This is a genomic window from Microbulbifer sp. THAF38, from assembly GCF_009363535.1.
Lineage (GTDB): Bacteria > Pseudomonadota > Gammaproteobacteria > Pseudomonadales > Cellvibrionaceae > Microbulbifer.
The window spans coordinates 2,553,031-2,569,170 of the sequence record NZ_CP045369.1 but is presented as its reverse complement, the minus strand read 5'-3'; the positions used below and the strand labels follow the sequence as shown (position 1 = coordinate 2,569,170).

At 43.9% G+C, this 16,140-nt stretch carries 14 protein-coding genes; 9 read left to right on the top strand and 5 right to left on the bottom strand.

Annotation, left to right across the window (positions count from 1 at the left end; all coding sequences use genetic code 11):
• Positions 1–85 precede the first annotated feature (85 nt).
• The 4 genes from FIU95_RS10875 to FIU95_RS10860 all read left to right on the top strand — a co-directional run bounded on the left by FIU95_RS10875 (position 86) and on the right by FIU95_RS10860 (position 2,960).
• On the top strand, positions 86–592 hold the full coding sequence (locus FIU95_RS10875) for a hypothetical protein (protein WP_152453791.1): 507 nt from the start codon (positions 86–88) through the stop codon (positions 590–592).
• A 245-nt stretch (positions 593–837) separates the two neighbouring features.
• Positions 838–1,251 (top strand): hypothetical protein, encoded by a 414-nt coding sequence (locus FIU95_RS10870; protein ID WP_152453790.1) that lies wholly within the window; start codon positions 838–840, stop codon positions 1,249–1,251.
• A 611-nt stretch (positions 1,252–1,862) separates the two neighbouring features.
• Entirely contained in the window at positions 1,863–2,330 is a 468-nt protein-coding gene (ybaK, locus tag FIU95_RS10865; protein WP_152453789.1) for a Cys-tRNA(Pro) deacylase, read from the top strand.
• A 168-nt stretch (positions 2,331–2,498) separates the two neighbouring features.
• Positions 2,499–2,960, top strand: coding sequence for an N-acetyltransferase (locus FIU95_RS10860; RefSeq protein ID WP_152453788.1), 462 nt, complete (start codon positions 2,499–2,501; stop codon positions 2,958–2,960).
• A gap of 304 nt (positions 2,961–3,264) precedes the next feature.
• On the opposite strand, the gene FIU95_RS10855 is transcribed toward FIU95_RS10860, so the two are convergent.
• Positions 3,265–4,403, bottom strand: a protein-coding gene (locus FIU95_RS10855) for an IS3 family transposase (protein WP_152453787.1) whose coding sequence is annotated in 2 segments (ribosomal slippage) — positions 3,265–4,154 and positions 4,154–4,403 — 1,140 coding nt in all. Because the reading frame shifts where the segments join, the coding sequence is not laid out codon by codon here.
• 69 nt (positions 4,404–4,472) lie between these two features.
• Here FIU95_RS10855 and FIU95_RS21725 point away from each other — a divergent pair.
• The 5 genes from FIU95_RS21725 (at position 4,473) to FIU95_RS10830 (ending at position 10,726) form a co-directional block, all read left to right on the top strand.
• Positions 4,473–4,700: a GNAT family N-acetyltransferase gene (locus FIU95_RS21725; protein ID WP_152453786.1), complete on the top strand. Its 228-nt coding sequence runs from the start codon at positions 4,473–4,475 to the stop codon at positions 4,698–4,700.
• A 93-nt stretch (positions 4,701–4,793) separates the two neighbouring features.
• Positions 4,794–5,252, top strand: coding sequence for a hypothetical protein (locus FIU95_RS10845; RefSeq protein ID WP_152453785.1), 459 nt, complete (start codon positions 4,794–4,796; stop codon positions 5,250–5,252).
• A gap of 993 nt (positions 5,253–6,245) precedes the next feature.
• Positions 6,246–7,745, top strand: coding sequence for a vanadium-dependent haloperoxidase (locus tag FIU95_RS10840; RefSeq protein ID WP_152453784.1), 1,500 nt, complete (start codon positions 6,246–6,248; stop codon positions 7,743–7,745).
• Between the two features lie 589 nt (positions 7,746–8,334).
• Positions 8,335–8,706, top strand: coding sequence for a VOC family protein (locus FIU95_RS10835; protein WP_152453783.1), 372 nt, complete (start codon positions 8,335–8,337; stop codon positions 8,704–8,706).
• Positions 8,707–8,956: 250 nt separating this feature from the next.
• Positions 8,957–10,726: a DUF885 family protein gene (locus FIU95_RS10830; protein ID WP_152453782.1), complete on the top strand. Its 1,770-nt coding sequence runs from the start codon at positions 8,957–8,959 to the stop codon at positions 10,724–10,726.
• 203 nt (positions 10,727–10,929) lie between these two features.
• Here the strand turns inward: FIU95_RS10830 and FIU95_RS10825 are convergent, their stop codons facing one another.
• The 4 genes from FIU95_RS10825 to FIU95_RS10810 all read right to left on the bottom strand — a co-directional run bounded on the left by FIU95_RS10825 (position 10,930) and on the right by FIU95_RS10810 (position 16,139).
• Positions 10,930–11,586: a YrbL family protein gene (locus FIU95_RS10825; RefSeq protein WP_152453781.1), complete on the bottom strand. Its 657-nt coding sequence runs from the start codon at positions 11,584–11,586 to the stop codon at positions 10,930–10,932.
• A gap of 550 nt (positions 11,587–12,136) precedes the next feature.
• Complete coding sequence (locus tag FIU95_RS10820) at positions 12,137–13,300, bottom strand: acyl-CoA dehydrogenase family protein (protein WP_152453780.1); 1,164 nt, start codon at positions 13,298–13,300, stop codon at positions 12,137–12,139.
• A gap of 11 nt (positions 13,301–13,311) precedes the next feature.
• Positions 13,312–15,336, bottom strand: coding sequence for an acetyl-CoA carboxylase biotin carboxylase subunit (locus FIU95_RS10815; protein ID WP_152453779.1), 2,025 nt, complete (start codon positions 15,334–15,336; stop codon positions 13,312–13,314).
• Positions 15,336–16,139: an enoyl-CoA hydratase/isomerase family protein gene (locus FIU95_RS10810; RefSeq protein WP_152453778.1), complete on the bottom strand. Its 804-nt coding sequence runs from the start codon at positions 16,137–16,139 to the stop codon at positions 15,336–15,338. Before FIU95_RS10810 ends, FIU95_RS10815 begins: the two co-directional genes overlap by 1 nt.
• Position 16,140 lies beyond the last annotated feature (1 nt).

Below are 16,140 nucleotides of genomic sequence, written 5' to 3'. Positions count from 1 at the left end.
TTAGCCTCTGTGTATCTTTCGGACCAGAAATGCAGAGAAGAGTGACATAAGAGCGATTTTTTAAATTTACCAATAGAGCTTTGATATGAGCAGGTTGTGTGTATTTATATTGGTTTTATTTGGGGGTAGCCCAGTCTTACTTTCCGCAAAAGAGAGTTGTGAAGAAAAGCTGGAGATTGCGTCAAAAGTTTGCGTGCAAGTGGCAGAAAATACTTATAGTGAAATGCTTGAAATAACGCTAACCCCTGGTTTTGATGCGCTAAATCATTTGGAGGTTTATCATTTGGGGGGCGTAGAAACCCTTTTAAATAACTATGACTTGCGTATTGATTACGCAGTGGTTGGTGCTAGTAAGATGCTGAAGATGAAAATTCCTGAGGAAGATAAATATCATTTGCACACTTTTCTATCGCGAGCAAAAGATTATCGAGAAAAATACCCTGGCAATGCAATTGATACAAAGTACTCACTAGAAGCAAGGGAGATTCTTAGTAAATATATTCCTCCAGAAAAGGATTTGGATAAAGAAAAACAGAAAAAAATTATTCTTGATAGGCTCCGTGAGTTGATCGGTGGGGGTCGTTTTGAGTAACGTTAACTATTGCCGGTGGTTAAGTAGACGCTTTTTCGGAAACCTTGTATCTGTTTTACGCTAGGTTCACTCCTATTTGTACATATAAAGTATTCGGAGCCGGCTGTTGTTACCAACGACTTTAGGGGAGTAAATTGATGATTTTTAAATTTGTACAGCTACTTATTCCGGTGCTCATGATTTTGTTTGGGTTTTTCCAGGCATTCATTTATCTGAAGCTACATTAAACATTCAGTAATTGGCCTGTGGTAGTTGGAGAAATAACGCATTCCAGATTATTGAATCAATTGGATCTTAATGGCAAGAATGTAACTGAAGCAATAATTGCATTCAATTATAAATTTAAAGGGAAGGTGTACAAATCTGAAACGCCAGTCTTGCGGGGTTATGATCTGTTTCCAAGTTTAGAGTATGAATCCTACCTTACAAAGAAATACCGACCAGGGGACGTTGTTGAGGTTAGGGTAAATCCAAAGATAAATGAGTTTGCATATTTAGAGGTTGCGCCATTCAGCCGGCTAAGTACCATTTTAGTGCCGCTAATGCCAATCCTGGGTATTGCTTTAATCGTTTTGCTAAAAAGTAGCTATTTAGCAGAGCTATATGAATATTTGCTATTGCAGTATGATCTGGCTATGTATAAAGCACAAAATACCTAAAAGACATTATATCATGACTTCCTTGGCGGAAGCCTTTTTTGGACGTTGCGTTTAGACCTCAAGGGCTGATGAATTTTAGCAGTGCCTGGGGTTGGTGTTATACGTAAATTGATATGAGTACTCTATTTTATCTGAGGTGGGAGGTTATTCTTCAAATTTTAAAATCAGTGAAGTGTCCATGGATTGCAGGGGTTGTACGTTGGGCGATACCACGCATCAATCAGTCCTCTTAATACAAGATATTAATCGCAGCTTTATTTCGCTTATGTGCCGTATGGGGGATGCCTGGTGCGAATTTTCAGTATTGGGCTGTATGTAGTTTGAGACAATATAACGACTGAATCTAAGAAAATAGGAATTCATCTTAGCTTGAGTTTCTTTGGTATCTATGAAAACTTTCTCGCCGTAAAAATTTTACTCTAAAACTAATTGATCAGGGTTCTTTAGATTTCTCCATTCGTTTGAGAGCTGCAATCTGTTATGGTGGCTAATTGATAAGGTATGGCAAGGCATAAACACTAATAGGTTGTAGCAGACCTTTGGTTTTCAATGAGATAGTAATGCTACTTACCTGTCGCCCCAGTTACGGATATTAGAGGCTCAGGAGTAAAATGACACCAGCAATTTCTATGGCCAAAAAGGCTAAAATCTCTCATAAAGTACATGAATACACGCATGATTCATCGAGTGAATCATACGGATTGGAGGCTGCTGAAAAATTAGGGGTGCCCGAGTCTAGGGTTTTCAAAACACTAGTTGTTAGCCTGGAAAACAAAGAGCTGGCCGTCGGGGTAATTCCTGTTTCATCAATGCTCAGTATGAAGCTCTTAGCAAAATATGTTGGCGCTAAGAAAGCCACAATAGCTTTAAAATCAGATGTAGAAAGATCAACTGGTTATGTATTAGGAGGTGTTAGCCCATTAGGTCAAAAAAGGCGACTTAAAACCATCATTGACTCTTCGGCTAGAAATAACGCTACGATTTATATTAGTGCGGGCCGCAGGGGGCTTGAAATAGAGCTGGCTCCTGATGACTTGGCAAGTCTTGTCAGTGGAGTTTTTTCTGAAATTTGTCAGTAATTCCATATCAAATGGTGATGTGTGATTAGATTGGTAAGGGGGTGATTATGATCAAAATACAAACTTTCAAGGGCTAAACTTAGCAATTCCATACATTTGAAACTACACAAGGGGTGTGCTGGTAATGGGGGTTGATACACCATTGCGAACAATAAAGCTGAAAATACTATGAAAGCTATCGAATATCTAAAATTTAGCGAGGTTAATCCGCACAAATTTTTGCCTATATTAAATGGCTATAAGACAAGAAAGCATTTGATTGAGCATGAGATATTTACACTTAAAACAGTAAAAGAATGGATGCATTCAAAAATAGAGGCGGATAAAGAGGTAGGTTGTAGAGTTAGAGCCATTATTGTTGATGATGAATTAGCTGGTTGGTGTGGGATTCAACAAGAATGTGGAAAGTATGAGATCGCGATTGTCATTGATGACCAGTTTTGGGGGGTAGGTAGAATAGTGTTTCAAGATCTAATGAGGTGGGCGCGGGAGCTTAATCATGATGAGGTATTAGTTAGCTTCCATCACACTCGTCCTATTTATAAGTTCTTGGGAAAAATCGCTGAGAATATTTATGAATCTGAAATGTATGGCAGTAAATTTACAACGTATAAAATTAAGTTGAAATGACATTGTTCAAAAATCAATATTGATAGAGACTAGAAAATTTAGTGTTCAGGATGATTCGAACGTTCATTACTACAGACTTTCCAAGAATCTTGGAGATCTATACTCTCTCTAAGCTAGATGAGCTTAGATTTGAAGCTGTGGAATTGGAGTTTCTTCCGTTGGAAAAAGATGCGAAGAGGCTGTCAGCGCTAAGGGAGTCAGATATTTTCGTCTACGAAGATGAAACAATTCTTGGCTATGGCGCAATGTTCCAGCAAGAAATTCGAGCTCTGTTTGTTGTGGTCAAGTCTAACCGGACACCTCTTTAAGCACATTTTTCAAATTCGATAGGGGTTATATACTCCAGTGATGAATGTATCCTGCGTGAGTTGTAATAAGCAATATAGGCCCTCACATCGGCTATCGCATCTTCCCTTGTCGGATAGATATTTCCCGTCAGCCATTCTCGTTTTAGGCTGCTAAAAAAGCGTTCAGTCGGTGCATTGTCCCAACAATTTCCCTTGCGGCTCATTGAGCACACCATACCATGCTGTTTCAACTGCGCTTGGTAGGTATGGCTGGCATACTGACTGCCTCGATCAGAGTGGTGTAGAAGACCCTTTGGCGGTGTACGCAAATTAACAGCCATCATCAATGCACGACTTACCAGGGCCGTTTCCATCTGGCGATCTAGATGCCAACCAACAATCCTACGTGAATAGAGATCAATCACTACCGCCAAATACAGCCAGCCCTGTGCAGTCCAGATGTACGTGATATCAGTAGTCCAAACTTGATTTTTAACACTTGGTGAGAACTCCCTATTCAAAAGGTTTTCCGCGGTAGGTAGTTGGTGTTTGCTGTCTGTCGTCAGTGTAAATCGCTTCTTGCGTTTTACTCTCAAACCTAGCTTTTTCATTAGTTTGCGGACACGATAGCGACCAATTTTAAAGCCTTCTTTGCGTAACAGTTTCATTAACCGACGGCTTCCGAGACTCTGTCGAGATTCAGAAAATAAGGCCTTCAAACGATGGCATAGTTTCCATGTCTGGCTATCTATTGAGCTATTACTACGCTGATACCACCCGTAATAGCTACTCTTATTTACCTGCATCACTCGGCAGAGTGTCCTAACTGGAAAGCTGCCTTGCTGTTCTTTAATAAAGTTGTACTTTACTTCATTTCTTTCGCAAAGAAAGCGCTGGCCTTTTTTAGGATTTCTTTCTCCATCCGCAACTGCTTGTTTTCGCGTCGTAACCGGTCCAATTCTGCGCGCTCGCCGACATCCAGCCTTTCTCCGCTCTCTTCCTGCTTCAGCTCTTTTATCCAGCGTCGCAGATTGTTGGCAGTGGTTCCTACAGCCTCTGCGGCTTTAGAAATAGAATATCCCTGCTCAGAGACCAGGGCTACGGCGTCTTTCTTGAACTCCGGCTTGAATTGCCGGCGTGTACCTTTCGTTGTCATACATCACCTCGCTTGGTGTTTTTACCATCTTAGCGAAGTGTCCGGAAGTATTAGACCACTACAGTTTGTATGCCCGAGTGCCCGAGTGCCAGAGGGGAAGGGGTAGGGAAGTCGATACTTGAGTTTCTGCTAACAAAGATCAGTGGCCAAGCTAAGTTGTTCGTTGCAAAATCTAATTGGCCTGCAATCAAGTTTTATCAAAAGGTTGGATTTGAAACAACTAAAGAGTTCACTGCTGAATACAATGGTACGCCGGTGCAGGCTGTCGAAATGGTTTGTTCAAATAAGAAGTGTTAACCTCTCGATCCTTATTACTCCGACCCTACAGGGCTCCCAGAGGTTGCCCAAGCTTCACCAAGCGCTGGGCTAGCTCTTTCTAAGGAATCAAATATGACTGATAGGCTTAATTATTTGGAATTGGCGGGAGTGCTTACTCTGATCGTTGCAGGGTTGCATGTTGGTTGTATTCTGTTTGGTGCGGAATGGTATCGATTTTTAGGTGCCGGAGAGGCAATGGCTCAAATGGCTGAAGCTGGAGATTCTTATCCTACAAAAGTTACAGGTATTATTGTGAGTGTTTTGCTAGTTTGGTCTGCGTATGCTTTTTCCGGTGCTGGCCATATTCTCAGACTCCCATTATTACGCACAGGGCTGACACTTATATCTCTAGTGTTGCTTGCGAGGGCACTAGGTTTTTACTTTATAATGCCGGCTTTTCCGGATAACTCATTAAATTTTTGGCTTGTTAGTTCAGCATTGTGTTTTACCTTAGGCCTAACCTACTTGCTAGGCTTGAGTCAGTCATGGAGCCGTTTATCAAGTAGGGCTAAACAAAGTAGCGAAAGATAGATGGATATTGGAGGACAGTTTGGTTGTTCAATCTTCAGCATACTTTTTGTTGTCGGCGCTCACAAAAACTATCATTAAATTAATTGCGCATCAGAAGCAGACTGGATGTTAACGAAAAAGTAGTCTGTTGATTTTGATTGATTCTGGGATAGGCCGTCTGGTATAAGATAATATCGCACCATCTAGATGGTAATTCACATTAAGCCTAATATTTTTCTGGGGAAAGGCTATGAGTGTCTTTGATACAGAACTATAGAGTTAAAAGACAGATTTAATCCTTCACCTAGAAATCCAGGGCCAGGGGAATTATTGTGATCATAAATGATTGATATATCACTTGCTCGCTAGATCTGTGACATTATCGAGATCTCGATATCAATTCAATGGATGACCAGAAAGCCTAATTAATACATACCGTTCTGATAATAGTCAATTTGTTGATTGATTGGTTAGTTAAATTATATCTACTTACTTTTTTAACAGCTGCTACGGGACTTATCTCTAAAGCTTGTAGTTTGCTTTCTTTATCCTTGGCGTTAGTGAATGATTTTATACTTCAGCAAATATGTACTAGTTAGTAATAGATAGCAGATAATTTAGCGATAATTATTTGTTTTAGGTGGCGTATTACCTTTGTTTTTATGTAAAGTAATGCCGTTGTAAATTACCTTTCATTTTAATAATTTAAAATCTGTTTTTTTGAGAGTTTGTCGATAATTTCAGATCCCTAGGGATTTTATAATAATGGTGCTGTGCTCCTTTTTTGTAACGGCGTGCAATTAAGTAAATTCAGTCACTCCTCATAGAGTGTCATAGTATGCTCACATGGAGTGGTTCTCGACATATCTAACTGTCTTACAATTTATATGGGAAAGAAGGGAGGGTAGAGAAATTTGAGTTGATCATTGAGGTTTTGATGCGTTGTATTTATTAAAAGCGCTTAATGTATGGAATTGTCTATTAGGCGCATTAGTCAGGTGAAAAGGAAAACCAATGTTAATAAATAAAACTTATAAGCGTGCTTTAAGGAGTGTTTTAGGGGTGTTGTTGGTCTCGGTAAGCTGGCAGACACAAGCCCTTACCTGTCCGCAGCTTACAAATGTGCCATTGCCACCAAAGTGTAGTTCTATGGACTTGGAAAGTTGCAATGCCGCAGTGCAGAATATAATCCCAGCGGCAGCTTGTGCAATTTTTGAAGTATCGCCCGCTGCCAATGATGCTACATTAGTACTTCGTTTTACGACGTTGATCACTAACTCTTGGTATGATGCCACAGCACCTTTTCACCCTACCGCGAAAGGAGTATATTCTGATATCGCGCGATTGCCGGAGCCGGAAGACAACAGAGAGTTAAATGTTGCGCTTTCTTATGCATCTCATAAAGTATTAAGTGGACTGTTTCCACATTTAACCCCTGAATGGGATAGCATGTTGGCTGAAATGGGTTTAGACCCTCATGATCTGTCAGAAGACACAACTACGCCGATTGGTATAGGAAACTACGCAGGTAGAAAGGTTCTGGAAGGGCGTGCAAATGACGGTATGAATCAATTGGGTAACGAGGGTGGTCAGTTATATCATCGTTTACCTTATGCCGATTACACTGATTTCAAACCGGCAAATACTGCATACAAATTACGTTTTCCTTCGAAGTGGCAGCCAGCAATTCTGATGGAGCGCCCTGGTGTATACCGGGTTCAGCAGTTCGTCACCCCTCAAATCGCCTTAACAAGACCATATAGTTATGAGTCTCCAGACGAATTTACTTCACCAGTACCTCTGAAATCCAAAATTTGGAATTATCCAAGTTATGTGGCGCAAGTAAATGACGTGCTAAATACATCTGCCAACTTAACTGATGAGCAGAAGATGAAAGCTGAGTTATTTGATATGAAGATATTCAGCTTAGGCTTTGCTGCGGTATTTGCATCGGAATCTCAAGGCTTATCATTAATGGATTTCATTCACTATGATTTCCTCACCAATATGGCCGCCTTTGATACAGCAATTGCAATTTGGAAAGAGAAGCGTCGACATAACTCCGTGAGACCATTTTCCGCCGTTCGCTTTATTTATAAAGATGAACCCGTTACTGCTTGGGGAGGAGTAGGAAAAGGAACAGTGAATGATTTACCTGCTAGCCAGTGGACTAGCTATCTGCCTGTGGCTGACCATCCAGAATACCCATCTGCTTCCGCTAGCTTTTGTGCAGCACATGCAGAAACAAGCAGACTCTTTTTACCTGAAGGGGATGTATTGGGCTATACGGTACCAGCGCTTGCTGGCAGTTCACAAATTGAGCCTGGTATAACACCACAAAATGATTTGTATTTGTATTTCCCTACTTGGACTTCTTTTGAGGAGGATTGTGGTAATAGTCGAGTTTGGGGTGGTGTGCATTTTGAGCCTTCTGTTCCAGCGGGTCAGGCGATTGGGCGCGAAATTGCTAACCGTGCCTATCAATTTTATCTTTCAAAAGTAGCAGGTCAGTAAAGATAATTAATTGGAATGGAGGCTATAATTTTGAGCCATTTGCTCAATTTTCATGGTCTCTGTTCTATTTTAGATCTCGCTATTCCTAGCTGAATATAGAAACATCTATCCCGAAAATAATCGCTGATTCCTAGTCCATAGATTTTTATAAAAAGGGAGTTTTCTGGTATTTATATTTGCGCTTTTTTTTAGCTGCCCAGACAATATAGATGGAGTGTTAATGACAATAACTGGATTCAGTAAAAATAGTTTAGTCGCAGTGGTTAAAAAGAGTGCAGTGAGTCGAGGGAAAGCTCAGTCTGATTGTTGTACGATTGAGAGCTAGGCTAAATCTATAGACATCGTCTGATTTCTGAATAATAGTTGAGGGCTTTACAGGCTAGTGCTTGACTGATAACTTGAGTTTTCAAGTGTCGCATTTGGCAGTATGATGAAAACAAGAAAGTGTACCATCTCGATTTTTTCATCCATTAGATCAATGGTGTTCGAGGAGATTCACTACACTCCATTGTGATACTTTTCTCTATACTGATTATCTTCTTTACTTCCTAAGTTGCTGATAGACAAATAAAATACGGGAAACTTAAACTTGGCAAAATTCTATAAACCAAATCTACAGCTTATTTATGTCTCAGATATTCAAGTTTCAACTGGATATTATAAACAGCTATTTAATCTAGAGCCTTACTTTGTTTCTTCCAGATATGTCGTCTTCAAAGTTGACGGTGAGGCTGATTTTGCAATATGGTCCGGCGGTGAAGTACCTGATAAAGGATCCCCAAGATATACTGAAATTGGTATTAACCTAAAAACGGATGATGAGGTTGAAGAGCTCTATTTACAATGGATGGATAGTTCTTTTGTAAACATTCACAAAGAATTATATACAGATGTGTTCGGAAGAACTTTCTTGGTAAAAGATCCAGACGGACATATCATCCGGGTTTCATCTGCTGACTAATTGAAAGCTCCCTATGCGGCTAATTATATGCTCTGGTTATGACTTCAATATATATGGGGTAGTTACGATACTAAACTATAGTGCCATCTAAATTTTTTACCGAAAAATAACGTCAATTCGTCGATATTATAGTCATTACGTATTGAAATTTTCTTTGTTAGAGCGCCTACTTTAGTTAGGGTGTGTCATTCCTGATAGTTAATGACGGCTTTTTCTGCTGGGTTTAATTTTTACGTTTTGGTGTTTAAGAATGATGTATAAGAAAGATATAGCTATAGGTTTACTGGTCTTCAGTTCTGCTTTATTTGGGTGCTCTGTAAATAGTGATATGACTCAGCTAAGCTCAAATTCTACTATGGGTAGTGCTCAGCAGCTTGATGATATTGCTGATCAATATCATGATGTCTTCTTAAAGAGCTATCAGACAGATGCTTACTTTTTAAATCTGGAGCCGGAAAGGCATAATCTGTTTCTTAATAACTCACCTAATAATTTATCAGCCTTAATTAATTTCGAAGATGAATTGCTGGAGAGGTTGGCGGCCATAGATCCAGGTAGTCTGAAGAATGATCAAGAGCGTGCTTTTTATTTTAAGCTCAAGGAACAATTGGACGCGAATGTCGGATTGAGAATCTGCAAGTCTGAATTGTGGTCAGTCAATCATATGTTTGGTCCCCATATTAGGTTGAGTCTCATCAGTGAGTTTCAGCCAGTTGAGACGGCCCAAAATAAAGCTGATGCAATTGAGCGTTGGCGTAGTGCTGCCAATTACTACGATCAGGAGATTATTAATCTCAGGAATGGTCTCAAGCAGGGGTATTCCGCTCCGAAAAGTGTAGTAAACCGTGTAATTAAACAAATTGACGGATTAACTCAGATACCGATTGATAACCATCCATTCAATAGCTTGTCCGAGCGCACAGATGATTCAAAGTTTGCCGCTGATTTTAAGCAGGTTTTAGCTGTTGAATTGATTCCATCAATGGAGCGCTATAGTGATTTTTTAAAATCTGAATATTTACCGGAGGCAAGGGAGGAGCTGGGAATTCATGCCATCCCCAATGGTCGTGAATGTTATATGGCTCAATATCGGGCTTACACTGGTCTAAAGAGAACGCCCGAACAGGTTTTCCAGCTGGGTCTTAACACTGTAAATGAAAATAAGAACGAAATAGTCAGTTTGGGATCGATTCTTTATGATTCCAGCTCATTCTCAGAAGCGGTTGAGAAGGCTAGTGCTGATGATTCTCAGAAATTTAATAGCTCATCAGAAATGCATGAGTTTTATGAGGCGCTAGTAGCTAAATCTAAAAATCTTACTGCGGATTATTTTTATGATATGCCTTCCATAGCGTTGGAGGTAAGACCTATACCTGAACATGAGCAAGGCTCAGGCAGAAGCGCCCATTATACACCAGGCAGTGAGGTACGTTCTGCTAGGTTTGCCTATGATCCAACTACTTTCAAAGATGAGTCTTATGCCTCAGCTGAGACTGTGACAATTCATGAGGGGTATCCGGGGCATCACCTGCAAATAGCTTTGAGTCAAGAGCAGGATAGTTTTCATCCGATTGAAAGTACTTTTATGAACGGTGCTTTTGTTGAAGGGTGGGGGAGATATGCAGAGCACCTCGCTGAAGAGGCCGGCATTTATCAGTATGGCTCAACTAAAATCTTAAGACGTGCGTGGCCAGCAAGGGGAATGGTGGCTGATACTGGAATGCACATGCTCGGTTGGAGTAACGATCAAGTTGCGAAATTTTTAAAAGAGTCGGGTGCCTCTTTCGCAAGAGATCCCAGTTCATTGATGGACCGAATGGCGGTGATGCCTGCTCAATTAACATCCTATGACTCTGGCGCGTTAGAAATCTTTGCCTTAAGGGAGCTAATGCAAAACGAACTGGGTGAGGATTTTGATATTAAGGATTTTCATGAAATTGTTTTGAAGAATGGTAGTCTTCCTCTACCCAGGCTTAGTGAGAAGATTGTGGGATTCATTAAAGAAAAGAAACGCGGTTAATTAACCGTGATAAATACTAATTCTGCCCCGTAAATTAATGGGGCCGAATTAGTATTCAAGTGAAACTTTCTATCACCGCCTGTTTTGCTTTTTGCCCAGCACTCCCAAAGAAATCAAATTATTATTGGTTATATTTAAGCCTGATCAAATCAGGCTGACATGGAAGCAGCATGGCTTGGTTCAAATGTCTCCCAGAAAGGGGGCTAATAGTGTAAGGTCTGAGAAAAATTAAGGTTTAGGTTGTGCCCGAAGCTTTCTAGGTCATTTTTAAGGCGTTGACACAGCTTAGTTATACGTCTGCGATTTGCTCTCCGGTTATAGAGGCGAGAAACAGAACGCAGAGATGGTAATCTTCGACTACCGATACCATCAATGATTACAAAATGGCCATTGATTTCATCCCACACTATATTGACCGTTCTTAAATCACGAACGACGATGAAGGTTCTCTCCAGCCACTTAAACAGATCATTAAGTCTATCTGCATGTTCCTGATTGAATTGTTTACTGCTGATTAACGCACTTAGAGTATCTGCAAGTTCTCCATTGTGCTTTTTCACTGCTTTTACGGTGATGCCTAACCCCAAATTGGTGTCTACAAAGCCTTTAAATTCCTGTACAAAATGAGTATTTTCAACCTGACCTTCGCGTAGGTAGATGTGTTCAGAGACTTCTTTCATATATGGCCAATAGTAGGTTAGTCGGCGTAGTCGGGTAGAGATGGAATACTTATGATCCATTCTTTTCCTAAATCGATCGCTGATTACCTTAATAAGTAGATCATCAGATTCGGGGTGAGAAAACACTAGTCTCTCATTGCCGTTGGCGATAGCCTGGTCTAACCTTAATTGCAGATCCATAATTGCTTACTCAAAAATCAATTCCTTTCTTATCCCTTTGCTCAACTATTGGGTTTATCTGCCGACAAATTGGGACGTATCACCTAAGTATAGATAACATTCACTTTTTTTCCCTGAAAAGTAGTTAAATTACAGCATAAATAAGCCGGTAATTGAGCGAGGGCAACGATGCCAGATTTTAACTTTAAATTAAAGTTTCATGACATAGAAAGAAATAGACTAAGAGTGGGTTTAGGAAATACCAGTGGTTGTACCTGAGCATTTAGCGTTACGATCTTGCCAGATTACTCACTGAGAAATCACCCACTGAGAGAACGTAGGAGTTCGGACTCATACTGTAGTTTTCAGTTGTAAGATTTCTAACCTTAACTAGCTTTTTGAAGGCAAAGTAGTTTGAATTCAATTACGCTACCGGCATCAGCTAGAGTATTGGATGAATAGAAATATCAACAAACAAACTATCAGCTGAATAGGGAGTTATATGCTGACCCTATCCAGATATTGACGATTAATTTTTTTAATATGTTTTAACAAGGGCCTGTTTGAATGATTAGATTCCCATTTGCCTGGAAGCCAGATCCCGCATAATTTCTTCAGATCCACCACCAATCGCATTCACTCGTACTTCGCGATAGATTCGCTCAATCCGACTGCCGCGCATATAGCCGGCACCACCTAACACTTGCATAGCCTCCCGAGCGCAGAACTCAAGGGTTTCTGTGGCTTGAACTTTGAGCAGTGCGATATCGGCTACCTTGAGCTGCTGTTGTTGCTCCGCCCAGGCACAGAGGTCCAGATAGGCTTGAGTGGCATTGATGCGTTGAAGCATCTGGGCAAACTTGTGTCGAATCACCTGGTGATTGGCGAGGCGCTTTCCGAAAGTTCGGCGCTCCTGGGCCCACTCAATGGCATCTTGCAAACAGACCCGGCTGAATTCTACACAGGAAGCGGCAATGCCCAGGCGCTCACGATTGAAGTTGTGCACTATTGGTAAGAAACCTTGGTTCTCACCACCAATTAGATTGCTCGCGGGCACGCGTACCTGATCAAAAAAGATACTGGCCGTGTCGGAGCACCACCAGCCCTGCTTTTTATCGAGTAGCTGCCGGCTTACCCCTTTGGTATCCGCAGGGATTAAGAGCAAGGAGATACCGCCGAAGCCTCCTTCACCTGTGCGCACGGCAGCAGTAAACCAGTTAGCGCGCATGCCGCCGGTGATATAGGTCTTTTCGCCGCTCACGATATAGTCATCCCCATCACGCTCTGCGCGGCACTGGAGATTGGCTACATCGGAGCCTGCGCCTGGTTCGGTAATTGCCAGGGAAATATGCTTTTCGCCACGTAATACCGAGGGAATAACCTGATCTTTTAGGGCCTCACTGCCATAGTGCAGTAATGGGGGCAGGGCAATGCCGTGGACCATCAGGCTGGCGTAGAGGCCACCAGCGCCGGGGCGGGCTAACTCCTCTGCGGCAACAATCATATGGAAGACATCGGTTTCGATGCCGCCGTAGTTTTCCGGATAACTCATCTGCAGAAGGCCAACTTCTGCCGCTTTTTTCCAAAGCTCGGCGGGCAGTTGGCCGTCTTCGTCCCATTGAGTGATGTGGGGAGTAATCTCGCGGTCGACAAAGCGGCGTAACTGGGTGCGCCATTCCTGATGGCCTTCGTCATAAAAGGGGCTTGCCATACGGGAGGCATCAATATCGTACATGCTGATCTCCTTTAGGAAGTAGCATCACTGGGAATTTTGGCGGTTTCCGTGGGAGCGGCTTCGATCTGAACTAACAGCTGGCCACCGCGTACCTGGTCTCCTTCACAGGCGCCCAGTTTAATTACGGTACCGTCGCGGTCTGCGCGCAGGGCGTGCTCCATTTTCATGGCTTCCATTAAGGCGATAGTGTCTCCCCGCTGAACGCTTTGATTGGGTTCAACCAATACTTGCACCAGGCAGCCGTCCATAGGGGCTGTGATGCGGCCACTGCCTTCATTAAGGCTCGATTTGGCCGGAGCGTGGGTGATATCGACAAAATGAAATTGCCTGCCGTCTAATAGGAGATGCAGATTGCTTTGGTTGGCTAGGAACAATCTCTTTTGGCTAAGGCCATCCAGCAGGAGTTCAGATCTATAAACTCCACTTTCTTTTTTTGATTTCTCAAAATGGACCCACTGAATCAAGAACTGCTGTTCGCCTACTGAGATTTGATAAGAATTATCTACTAACGCCAGCAGCTCACAGTTTAGGGTTTGCCCGGAAATTTCCAGTCGGTAGTTGATCGGCACGCTGTTATCGCCACTGCGCCAGTCACTGCGGCCGCTACGCCGATCCTGAGGGTTGGCTTGGTGCAAGTGATTGAGTAATGCGGCTTGGGCTGCAACTACTGCTGGAACCGATTCTGCGGATGTCAGTGTGCTGTTTTGGTCGAGAAAACTGGTATCGGCATCGCCAGCGATAAACTGTGATTCGGCCAGGATCTTCTGCAGGAAATGGATATTGTTTTTAGGGCCGATAAATTCCAGCTGGCTTAGGGCTTGGGTTAGCTTGCGCCGAGCTTCTTCTCGATCCTGCCCCCAGGCAATTAATTTGCCGAGCATGGGGTCGTAAAATGGCGTAATTTCGCAACCACTTTTCAAAGCGTGGTCGATACGGATTCCTTGCCCCTTTGGCGTCTTCCAGTGGAGCACTTTTCCGGCCTGGGGTAGGAATTGTTGTTCCGGGTCTTCGGCATACAGGCGGACTTCAATGGCGTGGCCATGCTGGGTGATTTGCTGTTGGGAGGCTGGAAGGGCTTCGCCGCGTGCTACTGCCAGTTGCCAAGCTACCAAGTCAAAACCGGTTACCATTTCTGTTACCGGGTGCTCTACTTGCAAGCGGGTGTTCATTTCCAGGAAATAGAATTCGCCGTTGGGGCAGAGTAGAAACTCTACGGTGCCCGCGCCTAGATAACCGCAGGCTTGCGCAGCGTCGACTGCGGCTTGCCCCATTCTTTCCCGCAGCTGGGTGTCGACCACAGGGGAGGGGCACTCTTCGACCACTTTTTGATGGCGTCGTTGTACGGAGCAATCTCGCTCCCCGAGGTGAATACAGTTGCCATGACGATCCGCAAATACCTGGATTTCGATATGGCGAGCGTTGACCAGTGCCTTTTCCAGAATTAACTCGTCGCTGCCGAATGCACTCATGGATTCACTGCGGGCAGCGCGCAGCTGGGAGGCCAGTTCGCTGTCTCCGTGAGCCAGGCGCATGCCGCGCCCACCACCACCTGCGGCGGCTTTTATCATTAACGGGAAGCCAATGCGCCGCGCCCCGGCGATCAGGGTGTCGTCGTCCTGGGCACCCTGGAAGCCGGGAATACAGGGTACGCCGGCAGCGGCAACAAACTCCTTGGCTTTGCGTTTGTTGCCCATTAGTTCTATGACTTCTGCACTCGGGCCAGCAAAACTCAGTCCATTCTCTTCGCAAGCGCTGGCAAATTCCGCATTCTCAGCGAGAAAGCCGTAGCCGGGGTGGACGGCAGTGGCTCCGGATTTTTTAGCTGCGGCGAGAATTTTTTGGATATCCAGATAGGACTCCGCCGAAGTCTGCCCGCCAATGGCTACGGCGATATCGGCAGTCTGTGCGTGAAGTGAATCGCAGTCCGCATCGCTGTAGACGGCGACTGTGCGATAGCCTTCCGCTCGGGCAGTACGCATAATTCGCAGTGCGATCTCGCCGCGATTGGCGATTAACAGGGTCTCTGTTGTCGACATCAGTGCTGCCACTCCGGTGATCGTTTTTCCAGAAATGCACGGGCGCCTTCGCGCCCTTCATGGCCTTGAATTGCGCGGGAAAACTGTTGCGCGGCGCCGTCGAGTAGTTGGCCGAGTGCAGTCTCATCGCTCACCCGCGCTGCATCCAGCAAGATCTGCTTGGTTGTTGCCAGGGCGCCGGGAGCGCAGGCATTGATCGCGCCCAGGTGTTCCTGCAACGCGCCTTCGAGGGCTTCGGAATTATCGAGTAACTGGTGGATTAACCCAATTTCCAAGGCCTGCTGTGCATTGACTTTTGCTCCGCTGAGGGCGAGGCGTCGGGCCTGGGAGAGGCCGACCCGTGCCACGACAAAGGGAGCAATTTGTGCAGGCGGTAAACCCAGGCGGGTTTCCGGCAGGGCAAAGCGACAGCTGCGATCGGCGATGGCAATATCGGCACTGCAAGCGAGCCCAAAACCACCGCCCATTACGGCACCTTCCAATACTGCGATGACGACCAGGGGAGTGCGATTAAATCGCTCCATCAATTCGCCGAAGCGGCGGTTGAGTTGGAAGAACGCATCGCTATTTCCATCACTCGCGCCCTGTTGTGCGTTGAGCATATCGGCAATATCACCACCGGCGCAGAAATTGTGTTCTGTACCGCGCAGCACCAGTGCTCGTACCTGTGGGTCTTCTTCCGCTTCTGCGAGCTTTTGCAGAAGCTCATCCACCATTTGCAAACTGATGGCGTTGCGCTGCTGCGGACGATTTAGCGTGAGATGGCAGGCGATGCCGATGGTTTCTTCAATGATTGTCTGCATG

What these genes read in the sequence shown, in the direction of transcription:
- FIU95_RS10875 (WP_152453791.1), top strand. Translation starts at nt 86, where the DNA reads ATGAGCAGGTTGTGTGTATTTATATTGGTTTTATTTGGGGGTAGCCCA.
- ybaK (WP_152453789.1), top strand. Translation starts at nt 1,863, where the DNA reads ATGACACCAGCAATTTCTATGGCCAAAAAGGCTAAAATCTCTCATAAA.
- FIU95_RS10860 (WP_152453788.1), top strand. Translation starts at nt 2,499, where the DNA reads ATGAAAGCTATCGAATATCTAAAATTTAGCGAGGTTAATCCGCACAAA.
- FIU95_RS21725 (WP_152453786.1), top strand. Translation starts at nt 4,473, where the DNA reads ATGCCCGAGTGCCCGAGTGCCAGAGGGGAAGGGGTAGGGAAGTCGATA.
- FIU95_RS10845 (WP_152453785.1), top strand. Translation starts at nt 4,794, where the DNA reads ATGACTGATAGGCTTAATTATTTGGAATTGGCGGGAGTGCTTACTCTG.
- FIU95_RS10840 (WP_152453784.1), top strand. Translation starts at nt 6,246, where the DNA reads ATGTTAATAAATAAAACTTATAAGCGTGCTTTAAGGAGTGTTTTAGGG.
- FIU95_RS10830 (WP_152453782.1), top strand. Translation starts at nt 8,957, where the DNA reads ATGATGTATAAGAAAGATATAGCTATAGGTTTACTGGTCTTCAGTTCT.
- FIU95_RS10825 (WP_152453781.1), bottom strand. Translation starts at nt 11,586, where the DNA reads ATGGATCTGCAATTAAGGTTAGACCAGGCTATCGCCAACGGCAATGAG.
- FIU95_RS10820 (WP_152453780.1), bottom strand. Translation starts at nt 13,300, where the DNA reads ATGTACGATATTGATGCCTCCCGTATGGCAAGCCCCTTTTATGACGAA.
- FIU95_RS10815 (WP_152453779.1), bottom strand. Translation starts at nt 15,336, where the DNA reads ATGTCGACAACAGAGACCCTGTTAATCGCCAATCGCGGCGAGATCGCA.
- FIU95_RS10810 (WP_152453778.1), bottom strand. Translation starts at nt 16,139, where the DNA reads ATGCAGACAATCATTGAAGAAACCATCGGCATCGCCTGCCATCTCACG.